Origin of the sequence: Enterobacter sp. ECC-219, assembly GCF_043966805.1 — a bacterium.
Classification (GTDB): Bacteria; Pseudomonadota; Gammaproteobacteria; order Enterobacterales; family Enterobacteriaceae; genus Enterobacter; species Enterobacter cloacae_N.
On sequence record NZ_CP143680.1, the window covers coordinates 691781 to 708328 of the forward strand.

Below are 16548 nucleotides of genomic sequence, written 5' to 3' on the forward strand. Positions count from 1 at the left end.
ATTATTACTCTTTTTCAAAACTATTATTTAAGGCGGTGGCGGCAAACCACTCTCCGCTTTTCTTAATGGTGCGCTGCTGCGTCTCTAAATCGAGCTGGATAAATCCGTAGCGATTTTTATAGGCATTGCACCACGACCAGTTATCAATAAACGTCCACATATGGTAGCCAAGACAATTGCACCCTTCGCTAATCCCTTTATGCAGCCACGCTAAATGCTCGGAAATAAACTCAATGCGGTACCGATCGTTAATCTGGCCGTTTTCAATAAAGCGCTGCTCATTTTCGACGCCCATGCCGTTTTCAGAAATAAAGCAGCGAGGGTTGCCGTAATTGTCGCGCAGGTTAACCAGAATATCGTAAATACCCGGCTCATAGATTTCCCAGCCGCGGTACGGGTTCATCTTGCGGCCCGGCATCTCGTAGCTATCAAAGAACCACTCCGGCATAAACGGCGCCTGCGGGTTCACCGCGCTGTCGCGACACTTTACGCGACGCGGCTGATAGTAGTTCACGCCGAGCAGGTCGATTTTCCCTTCCGCAATCAGAGCGCTGTCTTCCGGCCTGCAGGCAGGCAGCTGATCGTAAGCCTTCAGCAGCGCCACCAGGTCCGCCGGGTATTCGCCGCGCAGCACCGGGTCGAGGAAGCTGCGGTTAAACATCAGGTCCGCGATGTGCGCCGCCTTCACGTCCGCCGGGTTCTGCGAGCGCGGATAGGACGGCGTCAGGTTCAGCACGATGCCAATTTCCCCGGCGTAATGCCCGGCGCGGTAGGCCTGAACCGCCTTCGCATGGGCCAGCACGGTGTGATACGCCACGGTGGCTGCCCGGCGAAAATCCACCACGTTCGGGTAGTGGAAGTCGTACAGATAACCGCCTTCCACCGGGACAATCGGCTCGTTGAAGGTAAACCAGTGCAACACGCGATCGCCGAACAGCTCGAAGCAGATCTGCGCATAGCGGGCGTAAGCCTCCACCACGTCGCGGTTTTCCCAGCCGCCAATCTCCTGCATCGCCATCGGCATGTCGAAATGGAACAGGGTCATAAACGGCGTGATGCCCTGTTCATTCAGCTCATCAATGACCTGATTGTAAAAATCGACCGCTTCCGGATTCACTTCACCGATACCGTCGGGGATCAGGCGCGCCCAGCTAATCGAGGTGCGAAAGCTGTTGTGGTTCAGCTGCTTTAACAGCTGAATGTCCGTTTTCCAGTGCTGATAAAACGTGGAGGTCTGCTGCGGCCCCACGCCGTTGTGAAAACGGTTTGGCTCGCGGGCAAACCAGTAATCCCACGTGGTTTCTCCCTCTCTTGCCCCTTCGGTCTGGAGAGCGGAGCTTGCGCTGCCCCACCAGAAGTTATCGGGAAATGCGTATTTCATGTCCTTTCCTCTTTGACTTAATTACTTGCGGCTTCAGCGGTACCGACGGTTGCCTGGGCTTTCTGCTCTTCGTTTTTCATCAGCGTACGCTCATAGGCGCGCAGGAACGGCAGGTACATCAGCGCGGACATCACCATACAGACCAGGCACATGATCACCGGACTGAGCGCCCAGTTTGCCGCCCACGAGGCACCAATCGGCGCGGGGGTGGTCCACGGGGTCAACGACACAACCTGTGCCAGCCAGCCGAGTTTGGTTGCGCCGTACGCCAGGCAGGCGTTGACCAGCGGAACAAACACGAACGGGATAAACAGCATCGGGTTCATGATGATCGGCGCGCCGAACAGAATCGGCTCATTGATGTTAAAGAAGCTCGGCACAATGCCCATTTTGCCGATGGTGCGCAAATGCGTGGCGCGGCTGCGCAGCAGCAGGAACGCCAGCGGCAGCGTGGAGCCTACGCCGCCAATCAGCAGGTAGTGATCCCAGAAGCCCTGCAGGTAAACGTGCGGCAGCGCTGCGCCAGCGGCCAGTGCCGCCTGGTTTGCGGAGAGGTTTGCCATCCAGAACGGGTTCATGATGCCGGTGACGATCAGCGAGCCGTGGATACCGGCAAACCAGAAGATCTGGCACAGCAGCACGGAGAGCAGAATCGCGGGCAGGGAGTCAGACGCGGACACCAGCGGTTCCAGCAGGTGCATAATCGCCTGCGGGATAATCATTCCGGTCTGCGCTTCTATGAACAGGTTCAGCGGGTGCAGGGTACCAATCACCACCATCACCGGGATGAGGATTTCGAACGAGCGCGCCACGCCGGTTGGCACTTCCTTCGGCAGGCGGATGGTCACGTTGTTCTGCTTCAGCCACGCATAGACGCGGGTGGAGTAGATTGCGGTGATAAGCGCGGTGAAGATGCCCTGGCCGGAGAGATACTGGGTCGAGATTTTGCCGTCGGCATACGGCGCGGCGACCAGCAGGAAGGCCATAAAGGCCAGCAGGCCGGACATCACCGGGTCGAGGTTAAACTGACGCCCCAGGCTCGCCCCAATCCCCACCGAGATGAAGAAGGTCATCACGCCCATGCTGAGGTTAAACGGCAGCATCAGCTGTTCGCGGTAGGTCTGGGAGAAATCCAGCCAGCCGCGGGCGAAGCTATTGGTGGTATCCGCCGAGAACGGCGGGAAGATGAACACCAGCATAAACGAGCCGATGATCATAAACGGCAGCGCGGCGGTAAAGCCGTCGCGGATGGCAATCACATACTTTTGCTGACCCAGCTTCGCGGCCAGCGGGGTAATTGACTGCTCAATCACCGCGACCATGGATTGATATAACGAACTCATGTGAACACCTTTTAGTGTGCCGCTTTGATGAGCGACAGAGCATAGTCCAGTACTTTATCGCCACGCTGCATGCCGTAGTCCATCATGTCGATGGGCTGCACCGGAATGCCTTTCGTAGCCGCCTTGTCTGAGAGTGTCTGTAACATGTATTTCACTTGCGGTCCGAGAAGTACCACCTGATATTGCGGAAACTGCGTATCAAATTCGGAAACACCGTACGCATCAATCTTTACCGGAACACCACGTTCTTTCGCGACATCGACCATTTTGCTGACCAACAGGCTGGTGGACATCCCGGCAGAGCAGCACAGCATAATCTTGAACATCGACAACCATCCTCTAAATGTAAAAAGTTATTGCGAGAGTGATTGGACATGATACGGAAACCGGTTTCCATTTATAAAAGACAGAAGTGTGACAATCATCAAGATCCCTTACTTATGAGGCTAATTAACCGGATGTGGGTCACATAATTTGGCTGTATTTGCGTCATTTTGAGTGGAAACGGAAATTCGGTTTCCATGAAAAACGGAAACGGATATACTCCGTTCTGGCTATAATGTGAGCCGTAGCGGTGATGGAATTTGCAGGCGCGAGGTTAGCCTGCCAGGGGAAAGAGATGTCGACAATCAATGATGTATCACGTCTGGCCGGGGTGTCTAAAGCCACGGTATCGCGAGTGTTGAGTGGGTCACGTGGCGTTAAGGAAGCCAGCCGTCAGGCCGTGCTGAAGGCGGTGGATGAGCTGAACTATCGTCCCAACGTGATTGCCCAGTCGCTGCTGAGCCAGTCGACGGGCTGCATTGGGGTGATCTGCGCGCAGGAAAACATTAACCAGACCACCGGGTATCTGTACGCGCTGGAAAAACAGCTCAGCCAGCATCAAAAACACCTGCTGCTGCGCTTCGCGCATAGCAAAGCGGAAGTGATGAACGCTCTCGAAGAACTCTCCTGCGGCCTGTGTGACGACATCCTGGTGATTGGTGCCCGTTTCCCGCTGGACGTGGATATGGAAAACGTCATCCTGGTGGACTGCATGGAGGCTGATAATTCCAACAGCATCCAGTTCGACCACGCTTTTGCCGCCGAAACCGCCTGTAACTACCTCACCAGCCAGGGGCGACGCCAGATTGCCCTGATCCACCCCCACGGCAGCGGGTTTGCCGACCAGGTGCTGCTTGGCTACAAGCACGCGCTGGAGAAAAATTTCCTGCCCTTTAATCGCAACCTCGTCTTTATGGACGCGACCTCCTCGTCCGTTGCGCTGCAGGAGCTGCTTAACAACGCCAGCACCCTGAATTTCAACGCGCTGCTGGTAGCGGACGAGCAGGAAGCTCAGCGGGTGATCCCGCAGCTGCAGGCGTTTAATAAATCGGTGCCGGAAGACATCATGGTCTTCAGTCTTGCCGGATCGCTGCACCTGCCGGGTATTCCGGTGATCCCGGCCATTGAATATTCCATGGACGCGATGGCGGCACGCATCGTGAGCTGGCTGACGGAGAAAACGCAGATGCTCGGGTCCTATGTTCTGCGCGGGGATCTCATCATTCCGGACGTGCGGAAGCGTTAAAAACGTTTTCCAGGCCGGGTAAGCGCAGCGCCACCCGGCGAGAACTCAATAATCCTCCATGCAATCCACCTGACTTACTGCATCCCAGTAGGCGTCAAGGTTGTCGCGCTTCACGGCGGTAACGGCATTTTTGATCAGCAGCTGGTTGGCCTCTGAAGACAAAATCATTCCCTGCCAGGCCTTATCGCTCTGCTTTTTCTGCGGCGTACAGGCTTTCTTCACATCTTTCAGAACCTGCTGTTTTATTTGTGCATCCTTTGCCGGATCGTCTTTTTCCTGAGCATGGACAAACGCGGCGAAGAGCAGACAAACCAGCAGGCAGACCAGGTGTGCAGCTTTCATCAAAACCCCCTTGAGAAGTCACAGGCTTCCCATGAAATATATCGTTACATTTAGTGTCGCGACGCCAGTCGAAAGTATGAATTTTCTCCAGAGTGTGGGTATGCGATAGTGAAACGGCAGAAAAAATAAGGAGAAAAATATGCACCTGAGCATTACTGATAATGTCACGACGCAGGAGAAAGAGGAGTTACTGACGGGTCTGAGGGCTTTTAACGGGCAGTTTCTCGATCTGACAAATTTTAGCGGCGACGTTGGGGTTTACGTGCGTGACGATAATGGCGCAATGCTGGGCGGGTTAATCGGCGTGCGTAAAGGCGACTGGCTTAATATCGACTATCTCTGGGTGAGCGACACCGTGCGAGGTACCGGCGTGGGCAGCCAGCTCATCAGAACGGCAGAAGAGGAAGCCAGACGCAAAGGCTGCAAGCACGCGCTGGTGGATACCGTCAGCTTCCAGGCGCGCCCGTTTTATGAAAAACAGGGGTACCAGTTGCAGATGTCTTTGCAGGATTATCCTTATCCGGGCATGCAGCGACATTATCTGGCGAAAGCGCTTTAAGTCCGCTGCGGTGATTATGGATTCTGCTATTTATTGCGAGTCGCTTTCCTAATTTGAAGCGTGCTGCTTGTCTTCTTTTCAGGCCCTGGCGCATGCTTTGGCCTGGTTAAATAAAGCATGGAGATGTCAATGGAACGGACAGCAAAACTCTTCAAAAAGGGGCGGAATCAGGCGGTGATGCTGCCTGCTGAATTCGCGTTTGATACGGAGAGCGTCTACATCCGGCGGGATGAGGAGGGGAATGTCGTTTTGGCGGCAAAACCTGTTCAGACAAAGAGTTGGGATAATTTTTTCCGCCTGCTGGCAGTTACAGACGTACCGGATTCGTTTCTGAGCAAAGAGGAGCGCAATCAGAGTGTTACGACAAGAGACCCTCTGGATGGAGCCTGTTCATGAGGCATATGCTGGATACGAATATCGTGAGCCACTTGTTTAAACGACACCCGGAGGTTGTAAGCAGAATGACATGCCTGACTCCGGGGGACAACGATTGTGACAAACGATCGTGCATTCAGAATGGTGCAGGAGCTTGCCGTCGAGGACTGGACGACAACGTCGTGATCCCTGATGCCGGGTAAGCGCAGCGCCACCCGGCGATACTCGCATATAACTTATCCTTCTTATTGATTCTTTTTCGTTTTTTATTTCACCGCCTCGTTGTCGATATAGTCACTACACCATTCAGCAAAAGGAACTGTCTCGTGAAACGTCGATTAGGTGCACTGGTACTCGCTGGCCTGCTGTTGGCAGGGTGCGATCAAAGTGGCAGCGATGCCAAACACATTAAAGTGGGCGTCATCAACGGCGCGGAACAGGACGTGGCGGAAGTCGCCAAAAAGGTGGCGAAAGAGAAATATGGCCTAGACGTGGAGCTGGTAGGGTTCAGCGGCTCGCTGTTGCCTAACGATGCCACAAATCAGGGAGAGCTGGATGCCAACGTCTTTCAGCACCGCCCGTTCCTTGCAGAAGATAACAAGGCGCATGGCTACAAGCTGGTGGCCGTGGCGAACACCTTCGTTTTCCCGATGGCCGGCTATTCCCGTAAAATCAAATCCGTGTCTGACCTGAAGGACGGGGCGACTATCGCCATTCCAAACGATCCGACCAACCTTGGCCGCGCGCTGCTGCTGCTGCAAAAAGAGAAGCTCATCACCCTGAAGCCGGACACCGGGCTGCTGCCGACGGCGCTGGATATTACCGCCAACCCTAAACAGCTGAAAATTATGGAGCTGGAAGGGGCACAGTTGCCGCGCGTGCTGGACGATCCGAAAGTGGATGTCGCCATCATCAGCACCACCTATATTCAGCAAACCGGGCTGTCGCCGGTGCATGACAGCGTCTTTATTGAAGATAAAAACTCGCCGTACGTGAATATCGTGGTGACGCGCGAAGACAACAAAGACGCGGAGAACGTGAAGGCGTTTATCCAGTCCTATCAGTCACCGGAAGTGGCGAAAGCGGCGGAGACGATCTTTAACGGCGGGGCGGTGCCGGGCTGGTAAAGGAACCGGCAGAAAACGCGGTGATTAAATTGGCCCGATTCCATCGGTAATCGCCCTTTAACCCACAGCGTTACCGGCGACGGCTGGCTATCCTCCTTATCACACCAACCGGAGGATAGCCCATGAACATTACCCACATTCGCAACGCCACCCAGCTGATTACCTACGCCGGAAAACGTCTTTTAATCGACCCGATGCTGGCCCCGAAGGGCGCTTATCCGGGCTTTCCCGGCACGGCGCATGCCGATATCCGTAACCCGACGGTCGAACTCCCCGTTGACGTCAACACGCTGCTGGACGTCGACGCGGTGATCGTCACTCATACACATGATGATCACTGGGATCGCGCCGCAGCAGAGCTGATCGCCAAAGATAAACCGATCTACGTGCAAAACGATCGTGACGCCGCGCTGCTGCGCAGCCAGGGGTTTAGCAACCTGACGGTCATGACCGACGCGACCACCTTTGGCGATATTCAGATTACGAAAACCCACGGCGGCCAGCACGGTACCGACCGCGCTTACGCCGTACCGGAGCTGGCGGAGCGGCTGGGCGAGGCCTGTGGCGTGGTGCTGCGTCATCCCGAGGAGAAGACGCTCTATCTTGCCGGGGATACCATCTGGCGTGGTGAGGTGGCGGCCGATCTGCAAAAGCACCAGCCGGATGTAGTGGTACTGAACGCCGGCTATGCCCACGTCATCGGCTTTGGGCCCATTATTATGGGGCAGGAAGATGTGCTCAACGTTCATTTCCTGCTGCCGCAGGCCAACATTGTGGCGAGCCATATGGAGGCGATTAACCACTGCCTGTTGACCCGCAGCGCGCTGCGTGAGTACGTTGAAGCCAACCAGGTGAGCGATGCGGTGAGCATTCCCCAGGATGGCGAAACCGTTATATTCTGAGTGCGTTAACGGGAAAGGAGAGACAGATGTCGCTAATCAACGTCGCGATTGTCGCGGTAGACGGGTTCAGCCCGTTCCACTACTCCGTTCCCTGTATTCTGTTTGGCGATTCGGTCTCCGGCGAAAAGCGCTTTAATGTGACGATCTGTGCCGAAACGCCGGGGTTTCTTACATCAAAAGACGGGTTCGCCCTCAATGCCACGCAGGATTACATCGCCATCGGGCAGGCCGATATTGTTGTCGTTCCCTACTGGCAGCACGTCCTTGAGCGTCCGCCTCAGACGCTGCTAGACAGCCTGGTACAGGCGAGAGATCGCGGCGCAGAAATCGTCGGGCTATGTCTGGGGTCTTTTGTGCTGGCCTGGGCGGGGATCCTCGACGGTAAACGGGCCGCCACCCACTGGGAATTTGAACGTCAGTTCCAGTCGCTCTTCCCGAACGTCGAGCTGGATATCAATGCCCTCTACGTGGATGACGGCAATATCATCACCTCTGCCGGTACCGCAGCCGCGCTGGACTGCTGCCTGTATATTATTCGCCAGCGCTTTGGCAGCGTGGTCGCCAACCAGATTGCCCGCCGGATGATTGTACCGCCGCACCGCGAGGGCGGGCAGGCGCAGTTCATCGCCCAGCCGGTACCGAAAGATACCCGTGACGCACGTATTAACTGCTTGATCGACTATCTGCAGCAGCACATTACCGAACCGCATAGCCTGGACTCGCTGGCGGAGGTGGTTTCGATGAGCCGCCGCACGCTGACCCGCCATTTTATTAAAGCCACGGGCATGAGCGTCGCCGACTGGCTTACCGCCGAACGCCTGCGGCGCAGCCAGATTTTGCTTGAAGCCGGAAATATGCCCGTTGAGAGCGTGGCGGAGCTGGTGGGATTTAATTCCGCCGTCACCTGGCGGCAGCAGTTTAAGGCGCGCTTTGGGGTGAGCCCTGCTGAGTGGCGGAAAACATTCCGTCTGCATATTTAATGCATTGCAGCTAACTTAAGATTTAAGGGTTAGTTAAACATTTCTTTTTTTTTGTTAAGTGACTTCTTACGCTTCTAAAATAATCTTTTTTAAGATGCCATAACTTAAATTAGATATACTCGCCTTAAGAATGCTCTTATATTGTACAAATTATAATTGCGTCTTAATTTTGTGGCATGGATGAACACGTCTAAAATAAAAAATAAAATAATTTCATTTAGAAATTATGCTATTGCTATGTTCCTGGCTGCGCTATTTTCAGCGAGCGCTAACGCTGCACCGCTGTCTCCAGCGGATCGCGATGCTATCCAACAGCAACAGCAGCAGCTTTTACTTCAAAACCAGCAGCAGCGTGACGAGCTGGAGCGGAGTATTCCCCTCCCCGAACCTGCCAGACCAGGGCCTGTCACAGGCTCCGGGCCCTGTTTCACCATTAACAGCATTACGCTTTCCGGCGCGACCTTAATCTCTCCCAAAAACCAGCATAACCTTGTTGCGCCGTGGCAAGGACAGTGTCTGGATATGGCGAAAATAACGGAGCTTCTGGCCCATATTTCTGACTGGTATATCAGCCGGGGATATATCACCAGCCGCGCCTTTCTTACCGAGCAGGATCTCTCCGGGGGCCAGCTGAATATTGTCGTGCTGGAAGGCCGGCTGGAAGCGATTCGCCTGGAAGGTGAAACGCCGCGGATGCTGAAAATGGCGTTTCCGGGACGGGTGGGACGCATCCTTAATTTACGCGACATCGAACAGGGCATGGAGCAAATAAACCGTTTGCGCGCCGAGCCGGTTCAGATAGAAATTCTTCCGGGAACCCAGCAAGGATATTCGATTGTTAATCTCACGGCAAAACCGGAATTTCCGTTAAGTGCATCGGTAAGCCTGGATAATAGCGGGCAGAAGAGCACCGGTGAAGAGCAACTTAATGGCGTGCTCACCGCCAATAATATGCTGGGGCTGGCGGATAAATGGTTTGTCAGCGGCGGGCGCAGCAGTGATTTTGCCAGCGCGTACGATGCGCAGAATTTCCAGGCGGGCGTCAGCGTGCCGTTTGGCTACGGCCTGCTGGACTACAGCTATGCCTGGAGCAACTACCGAACCACCATCAATAACCAGGGGTTCAACTGGCTCTCTACGGGCGATACCAAAACCCACCGCCTCAACGCGTCGTGGGTGGTTTTCCGCAACGGGGATGTGAAAACCGGCATCGCGGCAGGCGTGGTTCAGCGTTCAAGCCGCAACTGGCTCAACGACGCGCCGCTTCAGAGCAGCACGCGCAATCTCTCCAGCCTGATCCTGGGGGTTACCCACACGCAAAAAATGCTGGGCGGCGTCGCGACCTTCAACCCGACCTGGAGCCACGGCATGCCGTGGTTCAATGCCGAAACCGACGAAGATAAATCCGGCGATATGCCGCGGGCTGAATTCCGCAAATGGAGCCTGAACGCCAGCTTCCAGCGTCCGATAGCCCGTAACGCCTGGTGGCTGACCAGCGCCTACGGCCAGTGGTCGCCTGACCGGCTGTACGGCTCCGAGCGTCTGACGCTCGGCGGCGAAAGCTCCGTGCGCGGTTTTAAAGAGCAGTATCTGTCCGGGGATAACGGCGGCTACTGGCGTAACGAGCTGGGATATTCCCTCTTCACCCTCCCGGTGATTGGCGCGGTGAGCGCCACGGTCGCCGTTGACGGCGGCTGGCTGGAAAAAGACAGTCAGGACCGCTTTGCCTCCGGCACGTTATGGGGTGCCTCTGTGGGGCTGAGCAGCGCTGGGCGCTGGTACAGCAGCCAGGTTTCAGTCGGCACGCCGCTGCACTATCCCGACTGGCTCGGCCCGGATCATGTGAGCGTTAACTGGCGCATTGCCTTTATGCTTTAAGAGACTCTACGACTATGGATACCCGTCACCCTCCCGTTCGCTTCTCGCAGCGTCTGATCAGCTGGATTGTCTGCGGCCTGATGGTCTGGCAGCCGATGGCACCCGCCGTCGCGGCGGCGCTCACGCCGACCGGGCAGACCACGGTGGACCAGGCGGGGAACGGGGTTCCGGTCATCAATATCGCCACGCCGAACGGGGCGGGTATTTCGCATAACCAGTTCCAGGATTACAACGTCGGCAAAGAGGGACTTATCCTCAATAACGGCACGGACCGTTTAACCCAGACCCAGCTGGGCGGGCTTATCCAGAACAACCCCAACCTGCAGGCCGGGCGGGAAGCGAAAGGCATCATCAACGAAGTCACGGGAGCCAGCCGCTCGCAATTGCAGGGCTATACGGAAGTCGCCGGCAAGGCGGCAAACGTCATGGTGGCTAACCCGTACGGTATCACCTGTAACGGATGCGGGTTTATCAACACCCCCAATGCCACGCTGACCACAGGTAAACCGCAGTTTGACGCTAATGGTAACCTGCTGGCGCTGGACGTAACGAAAGGGGCCATCACGGTTGAAGGCCAGGGGCTGGACGCCAGCAGGAGCGACGCGCTGTCGATTATTGCGCGCGCAACGGAAGTGAACGCCGCGATTCACGCGAACGACCTGAAGGTGACGGCGGGGGCGAACCGCGTTGGCGCAGATGGAAGCGTTAAGCCGATTGCCGGTGAGGGGGCCGCACCCATCGTGGCTGTGGATACCGGCGCGCTCGGCGGGATGTATGCCAACCGTATCCGCCTGGTCTCCAGCGAGGCGGGCGTGGGGGTGAACCTCGGCAATCTCACCGCGCGCCAGGGGGATATTCAGCTTGATGCGGGCGGCAAACTGACGGTCTCGAACAGCCTTGCCAGCGGATCGATCGCCGCCAGCGGCGCGGGGGTGACCCTCAACGGCAGCCATCAGGCCGGTGGCGCGCTGAACGTGACCAGCTCGCAGGATGTGGAACTCAATAACAGCACGCTCGCCAGCAGCGGCGATATGCGCCTTTCCAGTGAGGGAAAAGTGCAGATGACGGGCGGCGGGACGAACAGCGCGGGCGCGCTGGCGGTCGTGGGCAGGCAGGGGATTGCACTTTCGGATGCGACGCTGACAGGCCAGACCGACACCATGCTGTCTACCGACGGCAGCCTGACGCAGCGCGCCGGCAGCATCACCAGTAAAGGCGCGCTCAGCGTGGCGGCCGGAAAGGATATCGCGCTGACCAGTACCCGCGTCGGCAGCGATACCCGCACCACGCTGACCAGCGGCGGCACGCTGTCAGCCACGGGCAGTGCGATCTCGGCAGGGGAGAACCTTGCGCTGAGCGGCGGACAGCTGGTGCTGGACGGCCAGAGCCGGGCCGACGCCTCGGGCGATATCCGCCTGACGGGCAGCACCGTCAGTAACCAGGGTCAGGCGAATGCGGGGCGCGACGCTGCGCTCTCCGGCGACAGGGTGTCAAACGGCGGCCTGCTGGCGGCGAAAGGCCATCTGGATGTGAACGCCGGAGACCTGACGAACGGCGGTACGGCGCAGGGTAACGACGTCACCCTTAAGGGGCAGACGATCATCAATAATGGCACCCTCCAGAGCGTCGGAAAACTGACGTTAAATGCTGATAATCTGGAGCAGCAGGGCACGCTGAGCGCGAAAGGGGATGCGAACGTCATGGCGCAGCAAACCCTGCGTAACGGCGGCAGCCTGCTGGCTGACGGCGCGATGAACGTGACCGCAGGCACCCTTGAACAGAATGGCACCCTGTCCGGCGCGACGGCGCTGACGGCGCAGGCCGATACCCTGACCAGCGGTCAGGCATCCCGTACCACCAGTCAGGGCAACGTCCAGCTTACCGCGACCCGCAGCGCCAGCCTGAACGGGCAGACGGACGCGGCGGGGGCATTAACCGTTTCCACCGGCGATCTGAGCACCGATCGGGATGCCCGCCTGCAAAGCGGGCAGGCGCTTACCCTTCAGGCGCAGAATGCGACGCTGAACGGCACCCAGGCGGCAAAAGGAGCGCTGTTGGCGACCGCAGGCATGCTGGCGCATGCCGGGAAATCCACCGGTAACACCCTGAATTTTAACGCGACCAACGACCTGACCAGCAGCGGGGAACTTACCTCCGGTACGATCGGCCTCAGCGGAGAGAACATCTTCCAGTCCGGCGTCGCAAAAGCGGACCGCATGACCCTGACGGCAGGCGACCGCATCACCACCCGCGGTTCGCTGGTGGCCGATACCCTGTCGCTGGACGGTGCGTCGGTAGAGAACGGCGGGCTGCTGCAGGGAACCACCCAGCTCAATCTGAAGACCGGAGCGCTCGCGAACCTGACCGGGGGATCGGTCTACAGCGCGCAGGATTTAACGCTGAACATCCCGGTGCTGGCTAACAGCGGTCTTATCACCACCGACGGCACGCTGCGCGTCAAAGGCGACACGCTGACAAACCAGGGTGAAATCAACGGCCTCAGTCTGAGCAGCGAATATCTCAACCTGAGCAACAGCGGACGCCTGCTGGCGGACGAGCGGATCACGCTGAACGGCACCACGCTGGTTAACACGGGCAATATTGCGGCCAGCGACCTGCACGTGACGGCGAACAGCCTGCAAAACCAGGGCACCGTTCAGGGGGAAGATACCCTGACGCTCGGCGTGGCAGACATCAGTAACCGTGGCGCGCTGCGCAGCAGCGGAACGCTGACGCTCAACGGCGACACGCTTGCTAACAGCGGCGAGCTCAGCGCCACCGCGCTGCTGCTGAACCTGACCCGTCAGGCCAGCAACGATGCCGACGGGCGGGTGATTGCCCGGGACGGCCTGACCCTGACTGCCGCCAGCCTGACGAACGGCGGGCTGATGGCAGGTACCGACGCACAGTTCAACAGCGCGGCAGTCACTAACGGCGGCACGTTGCAGGGCACTCATTCCCTGACGGCGACGGGGGCGCAACTCAGCAATCAACAGTCGGGCATGCTGCTCTCCGGTGGCGCGCTCGAACTGCACCACACCACCTTAAACAACGCCGGGCTTTTGCAGGGCAAAACGCTAAACCTGGCCACCGGCGAGTGGATCAACACCGGTAACGCGCTGGGGGAAGCGGGCGTGACGGCGGAGGTGACCGGCGCGCTGACCAACAGTGGCAAGGTTCTCAGCCAGCAGGCGCTGGACGTGCAGGCCGGCAGCACCGATAACCGGGGCCAGCTGCTGGCGAAAGTGCTTACCCTGCGCAGCGATCTGCAGAACAGCGGCCTGCTTCAGGGCAGCAGCACGCTGGCTTGGTCCGGCGATACTTTCGCGAACCAGACCCAGGGGCAGGTGACGGGCGGCGAGACCCTGACCCTGAGCGGAAAAAACCTCAGCAACGCGGGCAGCCTGCAAGGTCGCAGCGCGACGCTTGGCGCAGAGAGCCTGAGCAACCAGGGCAGCGTTCAGGCGCTGGACGCCCTGACGCTTTCCGCCACTGGCAGGCTGGACAACAAAGGGGCTCTGCTCAGCCAGAACCTGTTTACGCTGACGGCGGCGCAGCTGTTTAACGACGGCCAGCTGGCCGGGAAAGCGCTGACGGTGAAGGCCGCGCAGCTGACCAACACCGGCATTCTGCAGGGTAACGACGCGCTGGCGCTGACCACCCGCGCGCTGAATAACAGGAATACCGGACAGCTGGTGAGCGGCAGCAACCTGGATTTACACCTCGACACGCTTGATAACGCCGGTCTGCTGCTGGTGGATGGCGGGTTCACCCTCCGGGGAAGTGACCTGACGAACCAGGGCGATATTCAGGCGCAGAGTCTGGATCTTGGCCTGAGCAACACCCTGACAAATACGGGGAACCTCGTTGCCACTGAAAATGCCATCCTTAACGCGACGACGCTGACCAGCAGCGGCACGGTGGCGGGCAAAACGCTGACCGCAGGCGCAGCGGAACTGCGCAACAGCGGCCTTATGCAGGGCAGCAACGCCGTTAACGCCACCGCCGATCGCTTTATCAACGAGCTGAACGGCAAATGGCTCTCCGGCGGCGGCTTCACGCTGAAGGGCGGACAGCTGACGAACGCCGGTACGCTGCAGGGCGCGACGCTGGGCATGACGGGCAGCATCCTAACCAACAGCGGCACGGTGAACGGGCTGACGGGACTCAGCGGCACGCTCAGCGGGGCGTTAACAAATACCGGGCTGCTGCAGAGCGGCGGCGCAACCACCTTCACCGCGGACACCCTGGCGAACCCGGGGCGCATCATGGGCGGCACGCTGTCCCTCAACGCTCGCGATCTCAACAACGGCGGGCTGATGCAGGGAACGAACGGCCTGGCGCTCATCGGCACCACGCTGACCACGAGCACGAATTCGCGCACGCTTTCCGGCGGCATGCTGACGCTGGATGCCGGCCAGTTGACCACCCAGGGCACGCTGCAGGGGAACGGCGCAGACGTCCGCGCCACCGACTGGTCGCACGGCGGGTCACTGCTCAGCCAGGGAACGCTGACGGCAAATGCAGGCGGCACGCTGACCTCAACCGGCTCGCTGATGAGCCAGGGCGGAGCGGACATCACCGCCAGGACGCTGGATAACCGCGGGCAGCTTCTCAGCGAAGGGGATGTGACGCTCGGCGGCAGCACGCTCAAAAACAGCGGCACCGTGCAGGGGAAAAGCCTCACGCTGAGTCAGAGCAGCATCAACAACCAGGGCACCTTAACCGGCCTGCAGAGCCTGACCCTGCAGGGGCAGCAGCGGCTGATGGCGCGCATGGCGATGGCCGCGCCGCAGCAGGAACTCATTAACGGCGCAGGCGGCAAGCTGCTTACTCAGGGCACCCTGACGATGACGTCCGGCGCGGTGACCAACGCCGGAAGCTGGCAGGCACAAAATATCCTGCTCAACGCCCAGTCGCTCACCAACAGCGGCGCGGTGCAGAGCGCAGACGCGCTGCAGATGACGCTGGCCGACACGCTCACTGGCGCCGCAGGCAGCAAGATTACCGCGCTGGGCAGCGCGACGCTGCAGGCTGCCACGCTGGCGAACCAGGGGCAATGGGCGGCGAAAAACCTGACGCTGAAAAGTGGCACGCTCAGCAACAGCGGCGCCATCAGCGGCGTGAACGGCCTGACCCTCAGCCAGACCGGCGCGGTGAGCCAGCAGTCATCCGGCACCCTGCTCTCCGGCGGGGCGCTGAACGTCACGGCGGCCAGTGTCACCAGTGACGGGAAGATTCAGGGGAGCACGCTCGGCATCACCACCGGGGCGCTCACCAACGGCGGACGTTTGCAGGGCGATAACGGCGCGACGCTGGCCCTCAGCGGCACGCTGACCAACAACGGCGGGGGCGAAATCGTCAGCCGCGATGGCCTGACGCTGACCACACCCGCGTTGTTTAACTACGGCCTGATCCAGGGCGGCGGCGAGACGCGCGTGACCGCCTCCTCGCAGGCGCGTAATGACGGCAGGCTGCTTTCCGGCGCGCGCCTGACGCTCGGCACGCCGCAGTTCACCGGCACCGGCTGGCTGCAGGCCACTGACCTGATCCTCAATGCGGCGAACGCCACTAACGGCGGCACGTGGGTGGCCGACCGGGCCACCCTGACCGGCACCACGCTTGCCAGCCAGGGCACCACCCAGGCGGGACAGCTGACGGTTAACTACGGCCATCTGAACAACAGCGGCACGCTGCTCGGCAACGCGCAGCTGAATATTAATGCCGACCAGGTGACCCAGAGCGCGGGCGGCAAGCTGCTGAGCGGCGGCAACCTGTGGCTGCAGAGCCGGGGGCTGGACCTCACCGGCCAGCTGGTTTCCCTGGGCGATTTAACGCTGCAGCTGACGAACGCGTTTACCAGCCGGACCGCCGTGGCGGCAGGCCGAACCCTGACCATCAGCAGCGGCGGCGACATCGATAACCGCAGCGTGCTGCAGGGGCAGGCGGTTAACCTCAGCGCGGGCGGGCAGCTCAGCAACAACGGACAAATCACCACCGGCGGCGGTGCCAGTACGCTCTCCGGCAGCAATGTGGCACTGAACGCCGCGGGCTCGGTGCAGGGCGGGGGCGATATCACCGTGGCCAGCCG

11 protein-coding genes and 1 pseudogene are annotated in these 16548 nt (G+C 59.1%); 8 read left to right on the top strand and 4 right to left on the bottom strand.

The genetic code is table 11. The features are described 5' to 3' along the window. Nucleotides 1-4 precede the first annotated feature (4 nt). From V1603_RS03265 to V1603_RS03275, 3 genes are read right to left on the bottom strand one after another with little or no spacing between them, the layout of a single operon-like run. Nucleotides 5-1381 carry a glycoside hydrolase family 1 protein gene (locus V1603_RS03265; RefSeq protein ID WP_192984162.1) on the bottom strand — a complete coding sequence of 459 codons (1377 nt, stop codon included), beginning with the start codon at nucleotides 1379-1381 and terminating at the stop codon, nucleotides 5-7. Between the two features lie 17 nt (nucleotides 1382-1398). Then, nucleotides 1399-2724 (bottom strand): PTS sugar transporter subunit IIC, encoded by a 1326-nt coding sequence (locus tag V1603_RS03270; protein WP_116342896.1) that lies wholly within the window; start codon nucleotides 2722-2724, stop codon nucleotides 1399-1401. An 11-nt stretch (nucleotides 2725-2735) separates the two neighbouring features. Then, nucleotides 2736-3050 carry a PTS sugar transporter subunit IIB gene (locus tag V1603_RS03275; RefSeq protein WP_116342898.1) on the bottom strand — a complete coding sequence of 105 codons (315 nt, stop codon included), beginning with the start codon at nucleotides 3048-3050 and terminating at the stop codon, nucleotides 2736-2738. A 293-nt stretch (nucleotides 3051-3343) separates the two neighbouring features. Here V1603_RS03275 and V1603_RS03280 point away from each other — a divergent pair, with 293 nt between their 5' ends. Next, nucleotides 3344-4294, top strand: a complete 951-nt coding sequence (locus tag V1603_RS03280; RefSeq protein ID WP_061096675.1) for a LacI family DNA-binding transcriptional regulator — start codon at nucleotides 3344-3346, stop codon at nucleotides 4292-4294. 45 nt (nucleotides 4295-4339) lie between these two features. On the opposite strand, the gene V1603_RS03285 is transcribed toward V1603_RS03280, so the two are convergent. Continuing rightward, a complete protein-coding gene (locus tag V1603_RS03285) occupies nucleotides 4340-4636 on the bottom strand; it encodes a YicS family protein (protein ID WP_116342900.1) in 297 nt (98 codons plus the stop codon). A gap of 139 nt (nucleotides 4637-4775) precedes the next feature. Here V1603_RS03285 and V1603_RS03290 point away from each other — a divergent pair, with 139 nt between their 5' ends. The 7 genes and pseudogenes from V1603_RS03290 to V1603_RS03320 all read left to right on the top strand — a co-directional run. Beyond that, nucleotides 4776-5195 carry a GNAT family N-acetyltransferase gene (locus V1603_RS03290; protein ID WP_320720584.1) on the top strand — a complete coding sequence of 140 codons (420 nt, stop codon included), beginning with the start codon at nucleotides 4776-4778 and terminating at the stop codon, nucleotides 5193-5195. Between the two features lie 129 nt (nucleotides 5196-5324). Then, nucleotides 5325-5591, top strand: a complete 267-nt coding sequence (locus tag V1603_RS03295; protein WP_080329791.1) for an antitoxin — start codon at nucleotides 5325-5327, stop codon at nucleotides 5589-5591. Between the two features lie 305 nt (nucleotides 5592-5896). After that, on the top strand, nucleotides 5897-6697 hold the full coding sequence (nlpA, locus tag V1603_RS03300) for a lipoprotein NlpA (RefSeq protein ID WP_028014989.1): 801 nt from the start codon (nucleotides 5897-5899) through the stop codon (nucleotides 6695-6697). Nucleotides 6698-6819: 122 nt separating this feature from the next. Further along, nucleotides 6820-7599 carry an MBL fold metallo-hydrolase gene (locus V1603_RS03305; protein ID WP_395313488.1) on the top strand — a complete coding sequence of 260 codons (780 nt, stop codon included), beginning with the start codon at nucleotides 6820-6822 and terminating at the stop codon, nucleotides 7597-7599. Nucleotides 7600-7625: 26 nt separating this feature from the next. Beyond that, on the top strand, nucleotides 7626-8579 hold the full coding sequence (locus tag V1603_RS03310; RefSeq protein ID WP_395313489.1) for a GlxA family transcriptional regulator: 954 nt from the start codon (nucleotides 7626-7628) through the stop codon (nucleotides 8577-8579). A gap of 237 nt (nucleotides 8580-8816) precedes the next feature. Beyond that, nucleotides 8817-10457: a ShlB/FhaC/HecB family hemolysin secretion/activation protein gene (locus tag V1603_RS03315; RefSeq protein WP_395313490.1), complete on the top strand. Its 1641-nt coding sequence runs from the start codon at nucleotides 8817-8819 to the stop codon at nucleotides 10455-10457. 95 nt (nucleotides 10458-10552) lie between these two features. Beyond that, a pseudogene (locus tag V1603_RS03320) lies at nucleotides 10553-15067 on the top strand (filamentous hemagglutinin N-terminal domain-containing protein); the annotation flags it as partial. Nucleotides 15068-16548: the final 1481 nt, after the last annotated feature.